Source organism: Vibrio sp. R11-SG3-ISO9, from assembly GCF_059834255.1.
This window is the reverse complement of the sequence record NZ_JCBDGU010000043.1, coordinates 50,428-74,143: the sequence shown is the minus strand read 5'-3', so window position 1 is coordinate 74,143 and position 23,716 is coordinate 50,428. Positions and strand designations below refer to the sequence as shown.

At 44.5% G+C, this 23,716-nt stretch carries 12 protein-coding genes; 6 read left to right on the top strand and 6 right to left on the bottom strand.

Annotated elements, in window-relative coordinates:
- Positions 1-87: 87 nt before the first annotated feature.
- The 5 genes from AC6R05_RS13915 to AC6R05_RS13895 are packed head-to-tail and all read right to left on the bottom strand — an operon-like array spanning position 88 to position 8,740.
- Entirely contained in the window at positions 88-2,241 is a 2,154-nt protein-coding gene (locus AC6R05_RS13915; protein WP_500647724.1) for an ATP-binding cassette domain-containing protein, read from the bottom strand.
- A 1-nt stretch (position 2,242) separates the two neighbouring features.
- Positions 2,243-3,796, bottom strand: coding sequence for an ABC transporter transmembrane domain-containing protein (locus AC6R05_RS13910; RefSeq protein ID WP_500647723.1), 1,554 nt, complete (start codon positions 3,794-3,796; stop codon positions 2,243-2,245).
- A complete protein-coding gene (locus AC6R05_RS13905) occupies positions 3,796-5,190 on the bottom strand; it encodes a TolC family protein (RefSeq protein WP_500647722.1) in 1,395 nt (464 codons plus the stop codon). The genes AC6R05_RS13910 and AC6R05_RS13905 overlap by 1 nt, the downstream gene beginning before the upstream one ends.
- The gene (locus AC6R05_RS13900) at positions 5,190-7,409 is read right to left on the bottom strand and encodes a response regulator (protein ID WP_500647721.1); all 2,220 of its coding nucleotides are present in this window, start codon (positions 7,407-7,409) and stop codon (positions 5,190-5,192) included. The genes AC6R05_RS13905 and AC6R05_RS13900 overlap by 1 nt, the downstream gene beginning before the upstream one ends.
- 5 nt (positions 7,410-7,414) lie before the next feature.
- A complete protein-coding gene (locus AC6R05_RS13895; protein WP_500647720.1) occupies positions 7,415-8,740 on the bottom strand; it encodes an HlyD family type I secretion periplasmic adaptor subunit in 1,326 nt (441 codons plus the stop codon).
- 326 nt (positions 8,741-9,066) lie between these two features.
- On the opposite strand from AC6R05_RS13895, the gene AC6R05_RS13890 reads away from it, so the two are divergent.
- From AC6R05_RS13890 to AC6R05_RS13880, 3 genes are all read left to right on the top strand, one after another.
- Complete coding sequence (locus AC6R05_RS13890; RefSeq protein WP_500647719.1) at positions 9,067-15,219, top strand: tandem-95 repeat protein; 6,153 nt, start codon at positions 9,067-9,069, stop codon at positions 15,217-15,219.
- Between the two features lie 209 nt (positions 15,220-15,428).
- Positions 15,429-16,349, top strand: a complete 921-nt coding sequence (locus AC6R05_RS13885) for a LysR family transcriptional regulator (RefSeq protein WP_500647718.1) — start codon at positions 15,429-15,431, stop codon at positions 16,347-16,349.
- A gap of 191 nt (positions 16,350-16,540) precedes the next feature.
- Positions 16,541-18,565, top strand: coding sequence for a TonB-dependent receptor domain-containing protein (locus AC6R05_RS13880; RefSeq protein ID WP_500647717.1), 2,025 nt, complete (start codon positions 16,541-16,543; stop codon positions 18,563-18,565).
- A 79-nt stretch (positions 18,566-18,644) separates the two neighbouring features.
- Here the strand turns inward: AC6R05_RS13880 and AC6R05_RS13875 are convergent, their stop codons facing one another.
- Positions 18,645-19,397 (bottom strand): class I SAM-dependent DNA methyltransferase, encoded by a 753-nt coding sequence (locus tag AC6R05_RS13875; RefSeq protein WP_500647716.1) that lies wholly within the window; start codon positions 19,395-19,397, stop codon positions 18,645-18,647.
- A gap of 266 nt (positions 19,398-19,663) precedes the next feature.
- On the opposite strand from AC6R05_RS13875, the gene AC6R05_RS13870 reads away from it, so the two are divergent.
- The 3 genes from AC6R05_RS13870 to AC6R05_RS13860 all read left to right on the top strand — a co-directional run bounded on the left by AC6R05_RS13870 (position 19,664) and on the right by AC6R05_RS13860 (position 23,650).
- Entirely contained in the window at positions 19,664-20,119 is a 456-nt protein-coding gene (locus AC6R05_RS13870) for a GNAT family N-acetyltransferase (protein WP_500647715.1), read from the top strand.
- Between the two features lie 5 nt (positions 20,120-20,124).
- The gene (locus tag AC6R05_RS13865; RefSeq protein WP_500647714.1) at positions 20,125-20,721 is read left to right on the top strand and encodes a LysE/ArgO family amino acid transporter; all 597 of its coding nucleotides are present in this window, start codon (positions 20,125-20,127) and stop codon (positions 20,719-20,721) included.
- 196 nt (positions 20,722-20,917) lie between these two features.
- Positions 20,918-23,650: a glycoside hydrolase family 3 protein gene (locus tag AC6R05_RS13860; protein ID WP_500647713.1), complete on the top strand. Its 2,733-nt coding sequence runs from the start codon at positions 20,918-20,920 to the stop codon at positions 23,648-23,650.
- Positions 23,651-23,716: the final 66 nt, after the last annotated feature.

The window sequence follows — 23,716 nt, the reverse complement described above, 5'->3', positions numbered from 1 at the left end:
ATTTTGTATCGAAAGAGCGACCCATATCGGTCGCTCTTTTCTATTAGAACAAGCGTTTTTAGTAGAGACGCCATCAAATCTTAGATATTAGTTAATCATTGAAGGAGCTGCTTGCAGTACTTTATCTGGAGTACCGAAAAACTTCTGTGAACCATCTTTTTCTAGTAGTAGACATCTGTCTGAAACGGCGACCATAGCTTTACTAGTGGTGGTAAACATCACAGTACAGCTCGCCAGTCGCTCCTTAAACAAAAGCGTTAGATAACGGCTGTTTTCATTTTCGGCGCCCACAAAGGGCTCATCCAAAATAAGAACCTTTTTGTAGCAGTCTCCTAGACCGATTGCCAATACCAGTTTTCGATATACGCCATCAGGAAGTTGGTCAAGGAATTCAGTACTCAATAGGGTGTTCTTACCTTGTGGTAAATAGGGCAACAGGTCAAAGAAGTTAAGCATCTCGTCAATGGTCTCATCTTGGACATATCCGTTATATACCGTGTAGTTAGCATGAACGGTAGACGGGTACAGATGCATATTAAATGGGATATAAGTAAGACTGCTTCTAAGTCTAAAGTTGTTAAACTGAGCCACGTTGTAGCCGTCGTAGAGTAGCTGGCCTTGAAAACGAGTTTCTATCCCAGCGAGTATATTCATCAAGGTGGTTTTTCCGGCACCGGAAGGAGCACATACCGCCACTTTTTGCCCTGGAGTGACTGCAACAGACAGGTTGGTTAGCCCGCTTCCAACGCCTGGGTAACGGTGAGACAACCCTTTAATGTTAACTCGTCCCCCCAATTCTTGAATAGGCGGGCTTTTTTCCATTTTGGTTTTGTCATCGTCAAGGGACATCAAAGCATTGATTTGGGCCGAAGAGGCTTTAATCGTGTCGATTTTGGCGAGTGAATTGTAGATTCCCATGATAGGCGTTAATGTCTTCCAAACCAGAATAATGATCGCCAGCATCGCACCCGGATTGGCATCCCCAGCCATTACCGCAGATACCGCAGTCACAATACTAGCGGTGCCTATTACTTGAATGAGACTACTACCAAGTTGTTGAATCTTAGAGTTGGTAATTGAAACTTGATGAGAGTCTTTGAGGCGCTGGGTCAATGCTGCGTTGAATCGGGATTTGACGACAGAGAGCAGCGGCAGCTTTTGTATTGAGCCTACATTCGTTAAAAGCTCGTTCCATTGATAAGAGACCATTGCGTTGGCACGAGAGCTTCGAGATGTCGCTTGCAGATAGATATAGCGAGCATAAATACAAAACACCACCATGAGTGCAATGCCAATCAGAACCGTAATTGCAGCACTACCAGACATCACAAAGATGGCAATAAGAAAGATAAAGATAAACGGCAGATCGAAGTAACTTAAGCTCGATTCTGCGGTTACTAGTTGTCTAAATTGATCGATATCTTTTAGTCGCGCTAACTGTGAAGAGGTGGTGGCGCTAGAGGTCATAGCATAAGGCAGCCACAATAACTTAGAGATCACGTGATACGAAATATAGTGGGCAAGTTCTTGTCCGGAGGTGTTGAGAATACTCATCCTCTGTCGCTTCAAAAAGTGTTCCATTAGAGCGACAGCAATTGCGCCAGAGGCAAGCCAATATAAGGTTGAGGCGGAGTCTGCGGTTAACGCAAAGGTATACACACCCATAATAAAAAACGGTTGTATGGTTCCGAACAGAGTGATGAAAAGGCTCAATAGAGCGAGACTTTTAAATTCAGCACTGTGTTCATAGAAGATGTGTTTCACCCAATTCCGTTTGTCTTGTGATTCAGGTGGTGGTTCACGAAATATCCGTGAATAGCTCGATATAGCACAAACACGAGCCTTAAATTTGGCCGGAAGTGGGCTCTCAATGGGGATGTCATTTTCATAGTCGTATAGGTGTAGCACCTCATTATCGACACCCAACAAAATGTAGTTTTGGCGGTTGATTGTGATAAATGCTGGGCAGCTGAGTGTTTCCAGCTGCCTATGATTGGTGATCTTTTTGTGCAGGCATTGATAGCCGAGTCGTGACAGTGTGGCATCAAACGCTTTAAAGTGGTCTGTATCGGCGATAAACGTATCTGACAACAGCTCTGCCGTGCCTTCCCATTGAAGAGCGACTAAGGTGTAGCTTAAGCCGAGCAATAATGGGTTCTCGGCGTAACGACTCGATAAGTGGCCTTCTCGAAAGTGGAGTAGACGTTCTTTTATCTCGTCAAAAGCAATCAATGTATCCATGCTATGCCACCTCACGAGCTTTGATGTGTTCGATGTTACGATCTTTGTGTTTTATCTTGTTACTCGCGATAACGAACAAGTAAGAGTTGACCCTTGGGCGCAAGCATGAGAGCAAATTGGCCGAAAAGTCGACATCATAAGAGAGGTCGAAGTCATCGATGAGTACGATTTTCTTGTTGCTGAGCAGTGCACGAACAATGAGCAATGCAAAATTAACCTTGCGTGAGAATGGCTTGATGCCTGTGGTGGTTATCTCGGTATAAAAGCCTTGCTTAAGATCGTCTATATCGCTTTTTATTCCTAATGCTTCACACAACGAATAAGCGGCTTTGTGCAGTTCAGGTCTAAAACAGGTGATGTTATCGATGATGGTGCCATCAACGAAAGTGCTGTGTTTAGTGACCATGATAATGTTATCTATGATGTCATCATCGACTTGTCTTTCCATTGCTGTCTCATGTGAGTACTGACTTAATCCTCTTAAAATAGAAGACTTACCTGAGCCAGACTGGCCTGAAAGTACAGTGATTTTGTTGGCTTGAAACTGATAGTGTTCTTGACCTTGATAGCTGACATGTTTTGGCGGTACGCCTACTAATCGGTTGGATGTGTGTTCGTTCGCCATCTCCAGTATTTCGTTCAGCCTCATAATATAGCTCTTGTTGACCTTCCATTGGCTAATGGCACGCATGGTCTGTTGGTAAGGGCCAAAGAAACGATTGGTCAGAAGGATGATGGCTGCCATTACCCCTTGGCTGATATCGAGGTTGATTACAGCCATGGCGCTGGTTACCACGGTTAATATCACAGCCAGTTGCTGAATAAGCGTTAAGGTTAGGCTGAACTTTGATTCTTGCTTTTCAAATTCGCTGGTGTGGTACTCACGCTCTTTGACCATGGTGTTCATTAGGTTTTCAAGTCGGTACTCCATCGAACGCCCTTTGATATCGAGCGGGTTAGAGATGATATCGATGATATTCGAGTTAGTGGTGCCATCTATATCAGATTTTTTCTGCATTAAAGCGACTTTACTCTTTGATAGATGAAGAGCTGTAACCAACAAAAACAGAGCACTCGCGACTAAGATGAACCCTGCTGGTGGATTGATAACCGCAATGATCAGCAGAGTAACAAGACAAGTGAATGCGTTGATAAGTGCACCGATGAGCTCACCGCTGTAATAGGAACGAAGCCCAAGAATGGTAGTCAGCCTTTCCAAGTAAGACCCAGTATCCAGCTTTTTAAATTGAGCTGTGTCTGAGTGACAGATGGCATTGAATATCTGGTTGGTCGCCGTTTGTTCAAAGCGGTTGCCTATTCTCGATACCATCGACTCTTCAATGTTTTTGATTTTATAGTCGAGCATGATCGCCACAAGGATAATCACGAAGATGAAATAGAGAGAGGAACTGGATTCATTGGGAATGATACGGTCGAAAATGATCAATATCGAAAATGGCAGTACCAAGCCAAGAATGGTGGTCAATATACTTGATATCACTAAGAAGCTGGTGTCACCAACACTCAATTTGGGAAGGTAATTAAGTTTGTCCATTATCCTTCTCCTTCCGCTGACAAGCTGTCGATGATCGATAAGTCAAAAGTATCCTGGATAGGGATCATCCGATCAGAAATACGATTGAGCTCCTCCAAATCGATGGCTCCAAACAGGGCTCTAAGTTTGGTGACGTTGATGACATAATCATACTGATTGGTGTAGTACTCACGAATGCTGTCAAAAAGGTCTGATTCCGAATTAAGTAGGTCGGTTAAGGTTTTTGTACCAAGTCGGTAAGCTTTTTTATTGCCTTGGTAAACGCGATAGTTTGCGATTACAGCTGCTCGCAAATAGGACATGGCTTCGATGTTGGCATTAATGGTCAGCACTGTATCGTCGAGCGCAAATTGTGCGTCGTTGAGTGCTTGGTCGTATTGAGCGGAAAATTGCTGAATTCGCCCCTTGTTCTTTTGATATTCGTAATAGTCGCTACCACCTTCAAAGATAGGTAAATCGACGGTTAAGCTGTAGGTTGTGGTGTCGGTTTTAGAATTGTCACGGTTACTGTCTTCATACTCGTAGTTGGCAGAAGCTTGTAGCGTTGGGTAGAAGTCTGAACGTGATTTGCTTAGGGTTCGTTTTGATTTATCTAATAGCGACTTTGCTATCGTTATGTCGAAGTTCGCTTCAACTAATTTCCCTTTTAGTTGTGCTTTTTCTGAGTCAGATATAGGTAGATATTGATTATTGAGCGCTACGTCAAAAGAGGGGACGACTTGGGTCTGTGACGTTGATTGCAGCTGATTCAGCGACAAGTTTATCTGTTTGTTGATGTCCGAAATCTGTTTGCTGGTGGTGTTCTTCCTCGCTTGAGTTTCATAAACATCTGTCTTTGGTAAATTACCTAGCTCATTGTTACGAGTTACTTGTTTTAGACGAGACTCGGATGAACGATACTGCGCATCGGTGGCCTTTCTTTGGGCATGAAATTTTAGATATGAAAAGTAATTGTCTACGACTTCGACCACCGTATCATTGACCAATTTGTCATGTTGCAGTTTGCTGATCTGCACGTCCAATTCCGATTCGCGGTAAGTGTTATAACGCGAGACATCTAACAAGGTTTGAGATACCGAGAGGGTGTAACCATTGCTGTTGTAGTTTTGGTTGCTCGGTTGCAATGAACGTACGTCTGATTCGTTCCACGTGGTATTGGCGTTGGCATTGATTGTCGGATAGAAAAAGGCAGAGCTAATGTCTTTATCAAACTCGGTACTTTGAATTTCATATCTTGAATTTATGATGCTGTAATTCTTTGCAATTGCTTCGTCAATCACTACAGACAGCTCACCAGCTTGGGAATTGATACTACTTGCAAGAGTGAATAAGCCGATTAAGGATAACCCCAGTGTCGACCTGTTATACCTTCTTGCATCAAACACTGCTTTCATTAACCCACCTTCCTAATCGCCATGTATTTCTTGATAACTGAGTAAATTTCATCATTCTTGTATGGCTTACTGATAACGTAATCCATGCCTGCATCAACACAGCGTTTGTGCTCTTTATTACTGGTTAACGCGGTAGCACCGATAATAGTGGTGGGTGGTAAGTGGTTATCACGTTCGTATTGGCGAATGTGGGTTGTTGCTTCGATACCGTCCATGTTTGGCATAATGCAGTCCATAAAGATGATATCGAACTGCTGCTCTTTGATAAGCGCAACCGCTTTGGCACCGTCATCGACACCTTGGCACTGGAAGTCAAAGTTGGAGAGAATTTTGTTAAGAATGATCTGCTGCACTCTATCATCTTCAACGATCAAGAATTGCTTATCAGACTGGCTCTCTTTCTCACTTTCACTGTCTAATGTCTTAACAATGTTGTCGATGAAGTCGACAGGGGTAAACGGGTGGTAGAACACGTAATCAACGTGGTTGTATGTATCGTCTAGATCGGCTGAACTCGACATAGAGAGCATCAATTTGATCTCTTTGGCCGCTAATCGTGCTTTAAGCGTCTTACAGAAGGAATCGAGAGTGATGCCCTTAATGTGGTCTGTTAAGAATATACCGTCGTGAGGTTTTAAATCCTTCATCATTTTAAAGATGTCGTTAGCCGTGCTTGCTAAAACGACGTTGGCGCCTTCATTAACAAAAGTCTGGCTCAATATATCGAGCTGTAAACTGTCGGTACCACACAACAAAATGGTGCGTCCCTCCAGGCGATTAGTAAGAGGCGCGTACTGAGAAGCGTTGACATCAAAATTGATCACCATTTTTTCCGCTTCTTCTAGTGACTCAGATACCGCGGAGTAGTTTTTGATCCCGGTAAGTAGGTTGTTAGCTAGTTCAACGTTGGTGATGTCTTTGATTTGTGCATCGTTCCAGTTGAGCTTGTCTAACTGCTCAATTTGGGTGTAGGTATCGCGATAAAAATAGAGGGACAGAGTAATACGCAGCTTATCTACTTGTGATGAGCTATTGCAGCCGACATGCAGTAAAGCATTAGAATGCGTAGGCGTAGCGATTTTGTTGGAAATCTGGAGTAGCAATATCCAGAACAATCCAGTTTGACTGCCGTAAAGCTGAGCTGGAATAGTATTTTCAACAAAGCACTCAAGCGTTTTGGACTGTTGCTTAGATTTGGTGGCAGTAAGAACAATCAACTCGCTGATCAAGTCGTAGAAGTCGATGTTTTTGTCATCGTTAAGCGCATCTACGTTTGATAAGCGGTTGAAGTTGTCTGCAAGATTTTCCAATGTCCACGTAGCCGAGATGATCTCTTTGGCAAGCAGGGCTCCGTTTTCATCGCTGTCCTTAACCAATAACTTAATCCCACCTTGAATAGTATTGGTGATACCGCGTACTTCGTAACCGAGTAGGTTGTATAAGCGTTGATAAAGGTCGGTCTGCGATTTCTGCTCTTCTAACTGTTCGTAACTCGACAGCAGCTTGGCGTAGATGTTCTTTTCAATGCTCGAGGTTTCGACGCTTGAGATACGAGCTTTTACCGCCTCGTGGTCAATGCTTTTTAGATTGCTCGATATCTGTTTGAAGGTCGCATGCGCTTGATCTTTCTGTGCTCGGGTGCGGCTTAATAGTCGGCTGTTTTGGGTAAAGTAAACAAACAGCGCCAAAAAGAGTGCCAGATTAAAACCAGCGATCGTGTACAACTGCAGGTGTGAGTTTTGCGCTGCTTGGTTGTGGTAGTTATCCATGAAGCTGTTGACGGTATTGACGCTTTTCTCGGATGCGACACGCAGCGAACTGTTGAGTTGATTTAAGTCGCCAGTCTCTTGGTATTTTTGGAAATGAAGTTCTAACAGATCGAACCCTAAAACCCCTGTTAAAAGGGCTAGCGATTTTTCTTCAGAGATCAGTTGTTGAAACTCTGATAGTTCACCCTGAAGTTTGGTAATCAATAAGTTAACTTGTTCTTGTTCGCAGCTTTCAATATTGGTACTACACAAGTCTAGAGTTGAGTTGAGCGTTGAAATATCACTGAGCACTTCATGAGATTTACCAAACAGTAGCGATTGCGCATTGCTACGCTCATTGTTGTTGTAGATGGTTTGAACGGTATAAACCGCACTTGTACTCAAAATAGCAACGATCACAATGAACAGTAAGTGACTCAGTTTTTGGGTGTATCTATTTGACTGACTCATGGCCGCTACCTCTCATCAAACGATTCATCGAGCGCGGTCATGATCGGCTTCAAGGCGTAATCGATCACTTTTCGGCTACCGGTTTTAATGTCTGCAGTAAACTCCATGTAAGGAGCAATGTAATATTGGATTTGATTACGCGTTAGGTAGTTCTCGGTAATCTTGATTTTGGCGATGTAGTACTCTTGCTCTTTTTCTTCGTAAGAGCTGCGAGAAATGGATTCGATGTTGCCAGATAAGATGCCGTACTTGGCAAAGTTATAGGTATCGAATTTGAGTTTGACTTCTTGTCCTTTTTCGATGAAGCCTACGTCCTTACGCGGGATCTTGACCTCTGCATGCATCTCATTGTTGAGTGGCGTGATATCTGCGATGCTGTCACCAGGAGGGATGACGGCGGATTGGTAATTGAAGTTGATTTTGTCGACCTTGCCATCAACAGGAGAGAACACTAATAGCCTTTCCACCTTGTCGGTTACCGACGGAAGTTGAGTTTGTTTGATCTTAAGGTTGTTGTTTACTTCAGTGAGTTTGGTGTAATAGTCGGTTCTACGATTCTTTTGGTTGTCACTCAATTGCTTTTCTAGGCGAGTAAGTTGGAACTCTTCGTTTAAGATGCCTTCATTAAGGTTCTCGATCTCACGCAACATGTTCAGGTGCTGTACCTTCATGTTCAGCACATCTATATGCGATGCCATCTCTTCTTTATAAAGCTGATCTTTGATCTTCAGTTGCTGATTAATCACGGCCAGTTGCTGCTTTGAAGAGGCAACACGACGGTTCATTGATTCGATCAACCCTTTTTTATGCTGAATATCATGTAAGAACAGCTCATCATTAGATCGATTTCGATTGTTTTCTTCTGTCCATGAGAGGGTTTGCGTTTCAACTAAGGCAGGGTAGTTTGCGTAACGTGAAAAGTCAGGTTGTGTGTCATGAATGAGAGCTTGGTATTTGAGTTTTTCGACCTGAAGTTGAGATATTTCGTATCGAGTGGATTGCAATTCCGACACACGGTCTTGCGAAGTTAATGTTGCTATTTTTTGACCTTTGTAGACAAGGTCTCCGGGAGAGATATAGAGCTCTTCTAGAATACCGCCTTCTAAATGCTGTACTTTCTCAACGTCCGAATCGAGTAAAACCTCGCCTCTTGTTGACACCGTAATATCAATGGTTGCTTGGGTCGCCCAGATCACGATGCCTAGTATAAAAACAGCAATGATCACAAAGACTTTATTTACTGTAACTTTGTCTTGGGAGTTTGACGTATCGAGCGTTGATTGGTGCTCTTGGTTAATCGAGCGCTCGATGATTTTATCTAGTTCATTCATAAGCCAGCCATCCTTGCCCTTCGCTTTGAATTGTTCGCAGTATAGCGAGTAGTATTGAGTATCAAGCGAGTTTATTGACGTTGTAATTTCGCTGCTCGGGTTGGCGGTCCATATGCAACGCATTTTTGTTTTCTTTTTACTCTAGTACAGATTTGTTAGAAGAGACGCCTAACTCGTTAATTTTTAATATGTATTAAACAGAATAAGCGTCGGATCATCTTTTTATTCCATACGGCTTTGATCAACTTGTGTTATGTGCTTGGTGTCCTATGCTACGTATAGCATAGGAATAATAAGAAACAATAAGTCATTGACAAGGAGTGCGTATGCCAGTTGGTCAGAACCCAGAAAACAACGAATTGAACGATGCAGTTGAGCAAATTGCCACAGAGGACAAGTCGCCTTCTTCGTCATCTCATCCCGGAAATCAAAATAATCAGCAATCTACAGCTGCAAATACAGTGGCCACCGGCTCTGACTCAGTAGCACCATTAGAAGAAAATAGTGAGCAGCAAGCAGAAGGCAACGAACAGCCGAGTGCAGAGCAACAGAGCGAGGGTGGAGAGCAAGGGGTCCAACCTGTTGCAGCAGAAGGACGTCAAAGCGAGGGTGGCGCACCGCCTTCTCAGGTGCAAGAGGAGAATCAAGAAGAGGAACAATCCTCGGAACAAAGTGGTGGAGCTCAACAAAATGTCGGTTCGCAGCAAGTAGGCGGAAATACACCTGCAGGTAATGAAGGTGCGGGTCAACCTGCTCAGCAATCAAGTTCGTCGCAACCTCAAAGTGGTGAGGGCTCGAGTGAAAGCCGCGCTGCGAATTCGGGTGAGGCGAGTGATAGCAAGCAGGATACCCAGAGTTTTGATGTCAATGTTACTCCCGATCGACCTATCTATTCTAACGAGCTTGATAATAGCGATACGACCACTGATACCTTATCGTTTGACGTCAATGTCGAAGCGGTGAACGATCTTCCTGATGCAGCGCCGACCTATCACGAAATTGATGAAGATGGCGTATTAAATTTCACGGCGGATGATTTGCTTGCTAATTCTACCGATGTTGAGGGGCCTGTGAGTCTTCAATCTGTCGAATACTCAAGTGAGGACGGTGAGCTTGTAGAAAATCCAGACGGATCTTTTAGCTTTACGCCTAATGAAAACTTCCATGGTGACGTGGTGTTTGATGTTGTGATTGAAGACAACGAAGGTGCAACCGCGCAAACCACCGCGAATCTTCATGTTGTATCTGTTAATGACCCGGTCATAGCTAACGACGACTCAGAGCTTGATGCCGGAGAGCCAAGCATTCGCCTAGATGCCGAGCCTGAGAATGGTGTACTTCAATATCTCAATGAAGACGATGTATGGGAAGATGTCGTTGTCGGTGAAATATACTCTGCTGATACTGAACTGCAGTTTGTTCCAGATGTAGATGTCGTCGAGTCAGCGACGATTGATATCAAGGTAGGTAGCTTCGATAGTGATACCAGCACGGATGTGTTTGATGGAACCGCACAAGCATCTGATTGGGGCGTAGTTGATGGTGACACGGCTGTGTTTACGCAAGATGACGTCACAATCACGACTCAAGTTACTGGTGGGGATTTGACAGCTTGGAATGGCGCTGGAACGTCCGTAGGGGCTGGTATTGGCGACCAATCGAATAATGGTTTGTCCCATAACGACACGCTTGTTGTCACGATTGATGGTGAGGATGTTAATCAAATTACCTTCCAACTCGATGGGCTTGGCGGCTGGTTTGATGAATCTCATAGAAACGCAACGGAAGTAATCATCACCGCCTACGATGAAGAGGGGAATGTTATCGATTCTCAAGGCGGTTATCGAGAATCTGGTGAGTTCCAAGATCAGTACGTCTTCACAACGGATCAACCTGTTCATCACTTCGAACTTGGCACTACTGGTGGAACCGGCACATATGTTGTGCAGAATATGACGGTATCTCGCACGCTTACAGAAGAACTGCAGCTGGTCACTATTCAGGGTGATGGCAGTGAAGTGACAAGTGCTACAACGTTAGACCTAAACTATGATACCGCTGATCAGCCTATCGATGTTACTGAGCAGTTGATTGACGTTGATGACACCATTACTACGACACCTATTCAGGTGCTAGAAGATGGTGTGCTTGTTCTTGATGCCAATGACTTGTTGGCCAATGACACTGACGCAGATGGTGACTTGTTGTCGATAGTTGAAGTGAGCATGGTGGATGAGAGCCAAGGCGCAGTTGAACTAGGCGAAAATGGTTCTATTACTTTTACACCAGCACCTAACTACTTCGGTGAAGCTCAATTTGAATACACTGCAACAGATGGGAATGGTTCGTTTGATACCGCGACAGTATCTGTGGATGTTATCCCTCAACAAGATGCGCCAGTTGTAGATGGCGTCTTAACAGATCAGGTTGATGAAGATGGTTTAATTACGTTGACTCAAGCACAGCTTCTATCCAATGTTACGGAGTTGGACGGTGAATCTCTAACAGCACTTAACTTGAGTATTGACGGAAATGGGGTACTCACGGATAACCATGATGGAACCTTTACCATTGAACCGGACGAGCACTTTGATGGGCCAATATCTATCACCTACGACGTCACCGACGGTATTGATACGGTTAACAATGAACTTCAGCTAAATGTTGAAGCCGTGGCAGATGCTCCAGAGCTCAGTGTGACACCAAGTGCAGACAACCTAGATGGTGAAGTGATTCGCGATAATCAGAATGTGGTTGAGTTTGATATCGACGCCTCTTTGGTGGATCAAGATGGATCTGAAGCACTAAGTGTTACGGTTGGTGGGGCGCCGGATGGTAGTGTAATTCGCTACGATAGTGACGCGATTCTTAATGATCAATCGAGCGGCTTAACCAGTTTTACTGACTCTACCGTCACAGTGACTTTTGAGGGTGAGAGTGCAGGTTACAAGAACTCGGTAGGTTACTATGTGGTGGAAGAGGATGGCTCAATCACCAACGTAAATATGGTGTATAGTGATGCCTCACAACAAGGCGCTGGTGGTACTTTAATACCGGGAGAGTCTTCTTTCTCGTTCGAACTTGAAGAGGGTCAGAGTTTCAACCTATTCGTCATCCCGAACGGTGGTCGCTACAACGATTTTGAATCACTGGAAGGTGGTGAATTTGTCTTTAGAAATGAGGATGGTTCACCGGCAAGTATCACTTCAAATGATCCACAATTAATCTACATTGCTGAAGATGGTACAGAAAGTGTGGTGCGTGGCCAAAATGGTGATGCAGTATTCCATGGTGGCACCAGCACAAATCTCAATCAAGACGGCGTAGAACATACTCGCGTTACTATGAACGACGACGGTGAGTTAATTTACGGAATTGAAGATCTATATGGTGGTGGTGACCGTGACTATGACGATTTCTCTTTCTCAATTGATTTAGGTGAAACTAACCAAGCGATTTACAGCGGTGAAATCGTGGTGGCAGATGGTGAACCCGCGATCATTCCTTCTGTTGTATTGGACCAAACTTTAGTATTGGAAGTACCAGAAGACTTTAGCGACGACATTGATTTAGTGATTGAAGCAACTTCAACAGAAAGCTCCAATCAAGACTCCGCGACAACAAGTCAAACCTTACATATTGATGCCAACGAATATGCGCCAGAAGTATCACCATTATCTGATTCAGTAAGCGAAGATAACGCCATTACGTTTACTCAAGATGACCTTCTCGCTAACGCAACAGACATCAATGGCGATGATCTGACAGCATTGAATGTTTCTGTTGATCCTGCGATTGGCTCTGTAAGTGCAAATCCAGATGGGTCGTTTACAGTGACTCCGCTAGAAAACTATAGCGGCAACATTGACGTTACCTATGATGTCACGGATGGGACACACACCGTCCCCGCTGTACTCAATTTAGATGTGGAAGCGGTCGCTGACGCGCCTGATGTTTCAGCCAGCCTAGGTGCGATGGTTGATACGGACTTTGATACCAGTAATGCTCGTGATGAGTGGAGCACGGATAATACTCATGGCGGCTTGGAAATTCGTGGAGAACAAGTTTACACCGGCATTCGTGATAGCGACCGTGGCAATGTCATCGAGTTAGAAGTACACAGAGGCGATGAGTCTAATATCTACCAAAACCTTGACCTTCAAGCCGGAGAAACGGTCACTCTTACTTTTGATTACTCAGCAAGACGCAACTGGGAAGACGATTCAGATATTGAGCTGTATTTTGATGGCGAGCTTATCGATACCATCAGCCAGGATACAGTAGGCTGGCACACTTATAGTTATGAGCTGACTGCGACCACTGATAACCCACGACTTGAGTTTAACGCTCCTGATGACAACAGCTTAGGGGGCTTGTTAGACAATATTCGGGTGACTGAAGTACCGACAGAAGATAATGATATCCGTATTGATATCAGCACGATGCTTACGGATCTCGACGGTTCGGAAAGCATGCAGTCTATAGTTTTAGATGCTTTGCCGGAGGGGAGTACCCTAACCGATGGCACAAATACCTTTGACGCGACTGCCGATAGCAACAGCGTCGATGTATTGGGGTGGAATCTAGATAATCTGCAGTTTACACCACCACAAGATTTTAACGGCGAAGTCAGCCTGCAACTGTCTGCTACGTCTGTTGAAAATTCAAATGGCGACACCTCGACGACCACCACGGATTTGACCTTCAATGTGGAAGCCGTCAATGACGCACCGATAGCTCCAACTCTCTCAATGGAAGGTGTCGAGGATCAAGTCATTACCATTGACCCAGCTTTCATTCTCTCAAAAGTTACTGACGTGGATGACTCCGAGTTCACGCTGGAAAGTTTGTCTATTAGAACGCCGATACAAGCATCAATTACACCAACTCAAGACGGACTGTACCAAGTTGTGGTTCCGGAAAACTACAATGGCGCTATCGATCTTGCTTATGAAGTCAGTGATGGTGAAGCGACCACAGAAGGTACTGTAAACCTCAACATAATGGCAGTAGATGATGCTCCGTTCCAGAACGGTAATGCGCATTTAGCAGTGGATGAAGATGGAGCCATTACCTTCAATAGTTCTGACTTGATTGACCTATTTGGTGATGTAGATAGTTCCTTGACTGTGTCTCGTGTCGTTACTGCCACGGGGGAGGAAGCGGAAGGTACTGTTGTTGATAACGGTAACGGAACTTGGACGTTTACTCCGACTGACGACTTTGCTGGTACCACAGGTCTTCAAGTGGTAGTTACTGATGGTAACACTGAAGCCAGCATGGACATGAATGTCTACATTCGCCCAGTAGCAGATGGTGTGGCAATCACTACAAGCTTTGATGGCCCATTAGTTTTTAAAGAGGATACAACGGCACACTTCGGGATTGATATCGAACAGCTTGATACGTCAGAGGTCATGACCAGCGTAACAATGACAGGCTATCCAATTGGTTTTACTGTGAGTGATGGTCAGAATACAGTCGTGATCACTGAGGAAAATCAGGCGATTGATATTGGTAAATGGGACCTCAATACGCTGACCATGACACCACCAGAAAACTACAACGGTGAATTCTCGGTCACTTTATCCGTCGTTTCTCTCGATGAAGTTGAAGATCCGGCTGACAATGAGGTGACAACAGAGTTAGGCCGAGGTGAACCTGAGCCTTCTCCATTCGTTCTTGGTGATGAGAGCTATGCACTGCTCGAAAGTGAAGATCTGCTTGAGTTGGTGCCAAATAGTGGTGAAACCACAACCATCAGCGAAGTTTCATACACTGGCGATGGTGGTACGCTAATCGATAATAACAATGGGACGTGGAGTTTCTGGGGAGATCCTAACTACCAAGGTGACATTGATATCGATTTTACTACCTCAGATGGCAGTCAACACCAAGTGACACTGCTAAACGAAGACCCACTTGATGAGCCACAACCAGTGATTGCGATGGCAATGAGGGAGCCAGCGCCTCAAACAAGCTCAAACCAAGAGCCAGATTATACTGCGGCGCCGGGCGATACGTTCGACGTTGATATTCCAGACAATATCAGCGGGAATGGAGATGTAGAGCATATGCTGGTAACCGGTTTACCTGATGGAGTAGAGCCTGTTCAAGGGGTTTCAGATGGTGAAGGCGGCTATAGCGTGAGCAATCTTGATGCGCCAATGGCACTGAAAGTGGATGAGGCATTTGAAGGGGAAATTCAATTAGAGATGGTGGGCATTGATGTCAATGATGTTCCAGTCGAAGGTGCGGATGCGAGTGCATCGATCCACATTGATGAAAGTTACGAAATGCAGGGAACAAGCGCAGATAGAGCTGGACGCTCAATGTCTGGTGATGACAGCTCGCAAGGCGATTGGACTACGCAAGATAACACCGACATGGGTGTAGATGTTATGGATGACAGCTCTAGCTTCGATAATAAAAACGCAGAAAGCCCAGTTGATGATGATTTGTCGATGTTAAGCGACTAGCAACATACCACTCTAATATCATCTAATTAGCAGCCGTACTAAAGTGCGGCTGCTCTGTATCTAATTTCCTAGTCATTTTTCACAATCCACTGCTTTTGCTACAAACTGTTACACTTTACCTAGATAACAAGTGTCCACGGCCGTTGTGTTCATAACGAGCTCGCTGCATTATTCTAAATCTGAATTTTCCATTTCTAAGTATCTATTCTATGAATCTGGCTCAAGTCGACCTCAACTTATTAGTTATCCTCAAGCACCTGTTAGAAGAAAAGCATGTTTCAAATACGGCATTAGCGCTGGACATGAGCCAACCGACGATCAGCCGTTCATTGCAAAAGCTTCGCACAGTTTTCAATGATGACTTGTTGGTTCGCGGTACTTATGGGTATGAACTAACACCAAAAGCTGAGTCGATCAAACAAGATTTAACATCGGTATTAGGGCGATTGGAAAAGCTTGTAGCAGGGGATGTGTTTGAGCCAAGTGATAGCGATGCGACTGTTCGATTCTTTGGTTTGGTACCTCAGATCACTCATTTGATGCCAAAAGTGATGGCGGAGGTTCGTCGTCAGGCTCCGAACATGATTGTGGACATCGACTCAATTCCTAAACGCCACTTCGAGAGTTTGATCTCGGGAGACGTACATTTTGTTCTCTCGACTCATGAGCCGTCTAGCTCAGAGCAGAACCTGTATCGCACCTTTGTGACCAGTCGCGATTATCGCTTGTTGATGAGTAAAGACCACCCGCTAGCAGACAAAGAGATCACGGTCGATGACCTTCTGAATAGTCAGTTAGGACAGATCTCACTTCAAGGTGATAAAAAACTGTCGGTTGAAAGTCGTTTTAAAGATCTCGGATTAATCGACAAGCAACGTAAGTTGTCGATTCCTGTCCAACTTTCTAATTTCAATGTCGCTCCTGATATCGCAGAAACTACGGATATCATATTTCACCTTCCAACTCCTTTTGCCCAGCAAGCTGCGAAGCAACGTGAACTTGTGTGTAAAAGGGTACCAAAGGCACTTCGTCATCCTTCAGAAGATGTTTATCTATACTGGCACAAACGTTTTCACAATGATCCTATGTGTCAATGGATCCGACGTATTTTCAAAGAGTTATACAACTAAGTATCACTTTGTGTACGATAATCAGCACTGATTCACAGGTAATGATTAATCAATAAATGGATATGAAAGAGAATCTGTATTTGAAAAATAAATAGTCAGAATTACTAAAGGGGATGAAACTTTCATTGATGTAAATGGTAACCGAATGTCTAATGCAAACCATTATCACTTGCAACTAAAGACATCATACTATGACGGATCGTTCTCTTTTTTCTCCAAAGCCTTTAGCTATAGCCGTAGCATTTATCTGTTCTTCTGTTTCAACGGTTTCCTTTGCCAACGAAGCTTCTACAGAAACTGATGAACAGATGGTTGTCACCGCAACTCGTACAGAAACCTCTCTAAAACAAGCGCCTGCTTCTATGTCGGTAATCACGGCAGAGGATATTGAGAATAACCCTGGTATCACACTAGCGGACATTGTGGCTGACTCTACCAGTGTTGAGTCAGACTTTGACAGCACGCGAGCAGGTCGTCAGATGATCTCTATTCGTGGTATGGATTCGGATTACACTTTGATCATGGTAAATGGTCGACGTCTAAGTTCTGCAAGTGCAATCATTCGTGGTAACGACTTCGACCTTTCAACCATTCCAGCTGACTCGATTGAACGTGTTGAGATCATTCGAGGTCCTATGTCGGCGTTGTACGGTTCTGATGGTATGGGCGGTACGATTAACATCATCACCAAAGCGCCAGCGAATGATTGGAGCTCGACGTTGAGCATGGATACATCATCGCCAATGGATGGTAATGGTGGACAAGAGCACTCCGTCGGACTAACCACGTCAGGTGCATTGATTGAAGATGAGTTGTTTGCTCGTTTCTCTGTAAACCAAACTAGCCGTGATGCGTGGCAGCCTTATTCTGGAACTCACAGTGCAGGACACGATCGTGAGGATGTAACTGCTCTAGAAGGCCGCGATACCCTGAGTTTGCTGGCTACATTGACATGGCATGCAACGGACAACCAGACCATCGATTTAGATCTTGGTTACAGCGACGATGAACGTGACACCGCGGCAGAACATGCGACCGGCCTGAATGTTTCAAACTCCAATGTGAAACGTAACAACCAAGCAATTACACACAGTGGCTACTGGAGTTGGGGTGATACTAAAGTTCGCTACTCTCGTGAGAATGTGATTGATAAAAATGCTGCGGATATTGGTAGTTCAACACGTGATGTAGAAGAGCTAACACAGATCTTTGAAGCGTCGGCTACAAGCTATCTTGGTGACAACCATATTCTAACGGTAGGTGTTGACTACCAATTGAGTGAGCTAACAAACGAAGAAAATGTCACGGGTGCTCCAGCGGAAGCGTATCAAGGTGCTTTGTTCATTCAAGATCAATGGAACGTTACTGAACAACTAACTGCTACCTTGGGTGGCCGTTTAGACAAGCACGAAAAATACGGTGAAGAATTCAGCCCCCGAGTCTATTTAGTTCATCAAACAACAGATGACTTAGTGATTAAGGGTGGTGTAGGTAAAGCATTCAAAGCGCCAACGCTGACTCAGAACCACGCTGGTTATACTGTTGCGAGTTGTAAAGGTTGGTGTGACATTGTCGGCAATGAAGATTTAAACCCAGAGACGAGCTGGAACTATGAACTAGCAGCGCTTTATAGTCAGCCTCGTTGGAACATCGAAGGTGTATTGTTCCGAAATGAAATCCAAGACTTGATCGACCGTGGTGACACAGAGTGTCTATCTGGCGGAACATGGGGTGGTAACGGTGTAGGTTGTGTTGATAATGGTGGTAATTTCGTAAGTAACGGGACCCGCACCTATGTCAACGTATCAGAAGCTGTTATCCAAGGTGTTGAACTGGCTGGTGGATTCCAAATTTCAGAACAATGGGATGTATCAGGTAACTACACATACCTAGACACAGAAGACAAATCAACGGGCGAAGAGTTACTTGAACGTTACAAGCATTCGAGCTTGGTAAAACTGAACTGGACCCCAACTTACGACCTAACGGCGTTTGTCAGTGCGAGATATCGTGGTGAACGCCAGATTGAAACGGATTTGACTCAAGACGCTTACACCACACTGAATATCGGTACTGTATACAACGTGAATGACTCGGTTCGCATTCGAGCTGGTATCACTAACTTAACTGATGAAGCAGTTTCTCAAGAACTTGAGAATATGGGTTATGTTGAAGAACCGCGTACTTACTACGTTGGCATGACGGCAGACTTCTAAGATCTAAAGTTACCTTCCAATAAAAACGCAGGTCAAAATGGCCTGCGTTTTTTCGTCTCATAAGAAAATGTTTTTGGCTTTAGTGGGCGGCTTTTTTGACACAAGTGATGATAGCGTTACCTGAGTTCTGATCCCAAGGCGTCAGCTTTTCATAGTCGTGCTCAAATAAGTGAACATCGAAATACGGTTCGAGGATTTGAACGATCTCTGCGAACGTGAATGCAACCATCGGATGCTCATCATGCCAGATTTGCGTCTGACCATCGGTTGTTTTCTCAATACTCAGCTTGAGTGCTTGTCGATCGCCGTCACCAGCGTAGTACCACCCAGAACGGAAGGTGAATGCGTCTCGCTCTAGATTACTAGTGTGACGTACAAACAGATTGTTGTTGATCTTCGCTTTATCGACAACATTGAAGCAGAAGATACCATCAGGCTTTAAAGCAGCGTGCACGCTCTCTACACAAGCTTTCAGTTTATCAATCCCATCGTTGTAATGAATCGAGTAAAGGAAACAAGTAATCAAATCAACGGGCTCATCTACTGTAAAGTGGCTCATGTTTTGTTGTGAAAACTGAGCTTCAGGACAACGAGTCATTGCGATATCTAACATAGGTTGGTTCAAATCAAGCCCACTGCTGGTGTAACCGTAATCAATAAAATGACGTACGTGTGGGCCGGTACCACAAGCGAGATCAAGGTGAGTACGACCGGTATTGCCGAAGATTTGATGTAATCTACGCACACAGTTACTTTGTGATTGATAGTCGATATCGAGACACATTAAATCGTAGTAACCAGAAAGATCGGTGTAGAGAGCATTAGTACGCATGTTGACCCGTAATGATGTGGATAATGTTGGAGAAGTGGCGCATCGTAAGGAACGTACTTGAGAAAGAGAAACAAAAAGGATTTATCGAGACGAGTAAATGGTTTTGCTATTGATTGGTAAGTCGCTGCTCTGAAAGGTTTATCTTCGAGCTTGAACTATAAATAAGGGTTCAGTTATGCTCTGAGGCTAGTTTTCTGTTCATCAATAAGAAGACAGTTAATATAAAGGCTGCATTAGAAACTCAGCAATACAAAGGAATGGATTCAATGGAAATCAGAAAGGATGATTTGTCGGGCGGCGATGTCATAGCGCTACTCGAAGAACACTTAGCCGACATGTACGCGACTTCACCACCTGAAAGCGTTCACGCTCTTGATGTCGGTGCACTAAAATCCTCAGACATTACGTTTTTCAGTGCATGGAAGGCTGATGTTTTACTTGGTTGTGTAGCAATCAAAGAGCTTGAGCCACAGCACGCAGAGCTTAAATCGATGCGGACATCTCGTCATGCACGAAAGGGCGGGGTTGCCAGCAAATTGCTGCAGCATGTACTCGAGGTTTCCTCTTCTCGTCAATATCAAACACTGAGTTTAGAGACTGGTTCTGAAGAGTACTTTAAACCAGCTCGTAACCTCTACGAGAAGTTTGGCTTTCGTTATTGTGAACCCTTTGCGGACTACAAGCTCGATCCTCACAGTCACTTTATGACGATAGACATTTAATCAGCATGACCACGTATTTATCAGGCTTCTCCCTTGGCTTGTCTCTGATTTTAGCGATTGGCTCCCAAAATGCTTTTGTACTGAAGCAAGGTTTGAAAAATCAAAATGTCTTCATTGTCTGTTTAGCCTGCGCTGTGTCAGACGCACTGTTGATCAGTTTTGGTGTGGCAGGTTTTGGTGCAATTGTTGAGAAGTTTCCACAAATAGAACAGATCGCTCGATTTGGTGGTGCGCTGTTTTTAGCGGTGTATTCAATATTGAGTTTTCGTTCTGCGTTTACCGAAAACCACGCACTAGAAACCCATGTTCAAACCAAAGGCTCTCTGCTTAAAGTGGTGTCGGTATGTTTGGCATTTACTTGGTTAAACCCACATGTGTATTTAGACACCGTCGTATTGCTTGGGTCTATCTCCACCCAGTACCAACCGAATGAGATGCAATTTGCCATTGGAGCGATCACTGCTTCATTCGTGTTCTTCTTTTCATTGGGGTTTGGGGCGAGATTTCTATCTCCACTATTCAGCCGCCCTAAGTCATGGAAAATACTAGAGTTTATAGTTGGTGTTATGATGGCAACTATTGCAATCAGCTTAATTATCTAACAATCCTTAAACGCTAAACCACAGAGCCCACTGAATCTTATGATCAGTGGGTTTTTTGTATCAACACACCGAACTTCTTCGATTATTTGAATACTCACTAGGTTGCTAATATTGATATGCCTATTGATGTCTATGCTTTTGTTTTTTGTTCTACACTTAAGCTATTGAATATCGTCAATTAGCTGGGAATTACAAAGTGATATTACACAATTATAAGGCTTTGTTAGGAGGCGTTGCTGTAAGCTTAGTTACTGCTCCATGCGCGATTGCGGACCTTCCGATTGAAGTAAATGTAGTAAACGAAGAACAGAGGGTTACTACTCCCTATTATTCAGAATGGCCATCATTAGAGAGTGCGATTGTAAAAGATCCTCAGATTGAAGCTCGTATCGCAGATATCTTAAGTCGGATGACATTGGGTGAGAAAGTCGGGCAAATGATCATGCCTGAATATCGACAAGTGACGCCGGCAGAAGCCAAGCAATATAAGATCGGTTCAGTACTTAACGGTGGTGGTGGCTGGCCGAATGAAGATAAATACGCAACGGCACAAGAGTGGGCGAAACAAGCAGACAGCTATTGGCTTGCGTTGGATGAAGCCTATGCCGGACGAGGGTTCCGAATTCCATTTATGTGGGCAACCGATGCTGTTCATGGGCACAACAATGTCTATGGAGCGACACTGTTTCCCCACAATATTGGCCTAGGTGCGGCGAACAATCCCGACTTACTTCGACAGATTGGTGAAGTAACGGCAATAGAGGTCGCAGCGACCGGCATTGACTTAACTTTTGCTCCTACGGTGGCTGTGCCAAGAGATTACCGTTGGGGAAGAGTCTACGAAGGCTACTCAGAGTCTCCAGACATTACTTATCACTACGCGCCTGCGATCGTGGAAGGGCTACAAGGTAATCAGCAACAGCTGCAAACCGAATCTAAAGTGATCGCCACCGTTAAGCATTGGCTCGGCGATGGTGGGACTAACAATGGTGTAGATCGGGGAGTCAACCACTCAACAGAAGATCAATTGCGTAACCTCCATGCACCAGGCTATTTCTCCGCTATAGAGGCTGGTGCGCAAGTTGTTATGACGTCATTTAACTCTTGGCAGCAAGTTGACGAAAATGGAAATAGCGACTCTGATGCAAACTCAAACCATAGTGGCAAACTACATGGCAGTCGTTACCTTGTCACGGATGTACTTAAAGGTAAACTAGGCTTTGACGGTATTGTGGTGACCGATTGGAATGGGCATGGTGAGGTAAAAGGGTGTACCAATGCCAACTGCCCGCAAGCAGTCCTGGCAGGTAATGACCTGTTTATGGTGACAGATAATAAAGATTGGAAAGGTTTTTATCGCAACGTCATAAAGCAGGTGCGAAGTGGCGAAATTCCGATGTCTCGAATCGATGATGCAGTGACTCGAATACTGCGAGTGAAAATGAGAGCAGGGCTATGGTTCAAACCGAGACCTTCCTATCGACTCTATGCGGGTGATGAATCTTTACTTGGTGCAGACAAACATCGGCTGGTGGCAAGGCAAGCGGTCAGCGAATCCTTGGTATTGCTCAAAAACAACAATCAAATTTTACCGCTCAACTCAAATAACCAAACTTATCTTGTCGTCGGCGGTGCTTCAAATGATCTGCAGAAGCAGAGCGGGGGCTGGACGTTAACTTGGCAGGGTAATGAGAATAGACGCTCTGACTATAGAAACGGTGAAACTGTACTTGAGGCTTTCGTTGAGCAAGTTGGCGAGAAAAGGGTGTTTACCGACCCAGAGACCGCGCCGATGGATGCCATTGCGGTTGTCGTAATGGGTGAAGATCCTTATGCGGAGATGTTTGGTGATATCAAGGAACACCAAAGCATTGCTTATTCAGAGCTTAAAGCCAGTTATAAACGCGATTTACGTTTACTCGAACAACTCAAGAGGCAAGGTTTTGAGGTTGTTACCCTGTTTTTCTCAGGCAGACCTCTGTATACAACGCCGGAGCTCAATTTGTCTGATGCTTTCGTAGCAGCTTGGTTACCAGGAACCGAAGCGATGGGCATCACCGATGTGTTGTTTGGTGTGAACGGCAAAGATTTTACTGGACGATTATCGTTTAGTTGGCCACGTTATAAGTGTGTGAGTAATGTAAGCCGTTTTGAATCCCGGATTCCAGACTATGTGATACCAGAAAACGAGCTTTCTCCAGAGGAGAGTTCACCGTTGTTCGAATATGGCTATGGCTTGAGTTACCAAAAAGCTCTGCATTTGAGCGAAATAGAGTTAGATAAAGAAAGACTTGGCTGTGGTAAAGAGATCCAAAAAACCAAAGCGACCCATAATTTGGAGGTCTTCGGACGATTGGCCAGTGATCAGTTTGTGCCTAAAGTGAGCGGTCAGGTGACGCAGTGGAAGGGTACATTTGTCTCTCGCTCAAAAGTGACGGAAATTGGTACCGCGCACACCACACCAATCAACTATAAACACCAACAGGACGCGCTTTCTGTCAGCCTAGGGCAGTCGCTACCGATGCAGTTCTATCTGCAAACACCGGATAAAAAAGGTGTTGATCTGACGGATTACTTATTTGCAGGCGCAGACTTGGAGTTCGACATTGCGGTTTACGGCTCAGTGCCTAAGTCTTTAAAACTTGCGAGTCACTGCGTTTACCCATGTGGTGCAATCGCGTCAATTGAGAAAGAGCTCTCACAAGCGCTGGAGAACAATAACGAACCTTGGTTAACCGTTAAAGTGCCTTTGAGTTGCTTGGCTGAGAATGGCTTAGATTTTTCTGATTTGAATACTCCCTTGCTTCTCTATTCAGATGAACCGTTCGATTTTGAGATAGGTGAAGTTCGTTACGTACCTGAGAGTCAGCAAGTTGATGATAAGCGAGCACTGTACTTGTCATGCGGTTTATTTAATAAGATTAAGTAGGAAAGAGTAGTTTCTAACTCGACTAATCGATAACAATGAGAAAGCCGCTCTGTTGGGAGCGGCTTT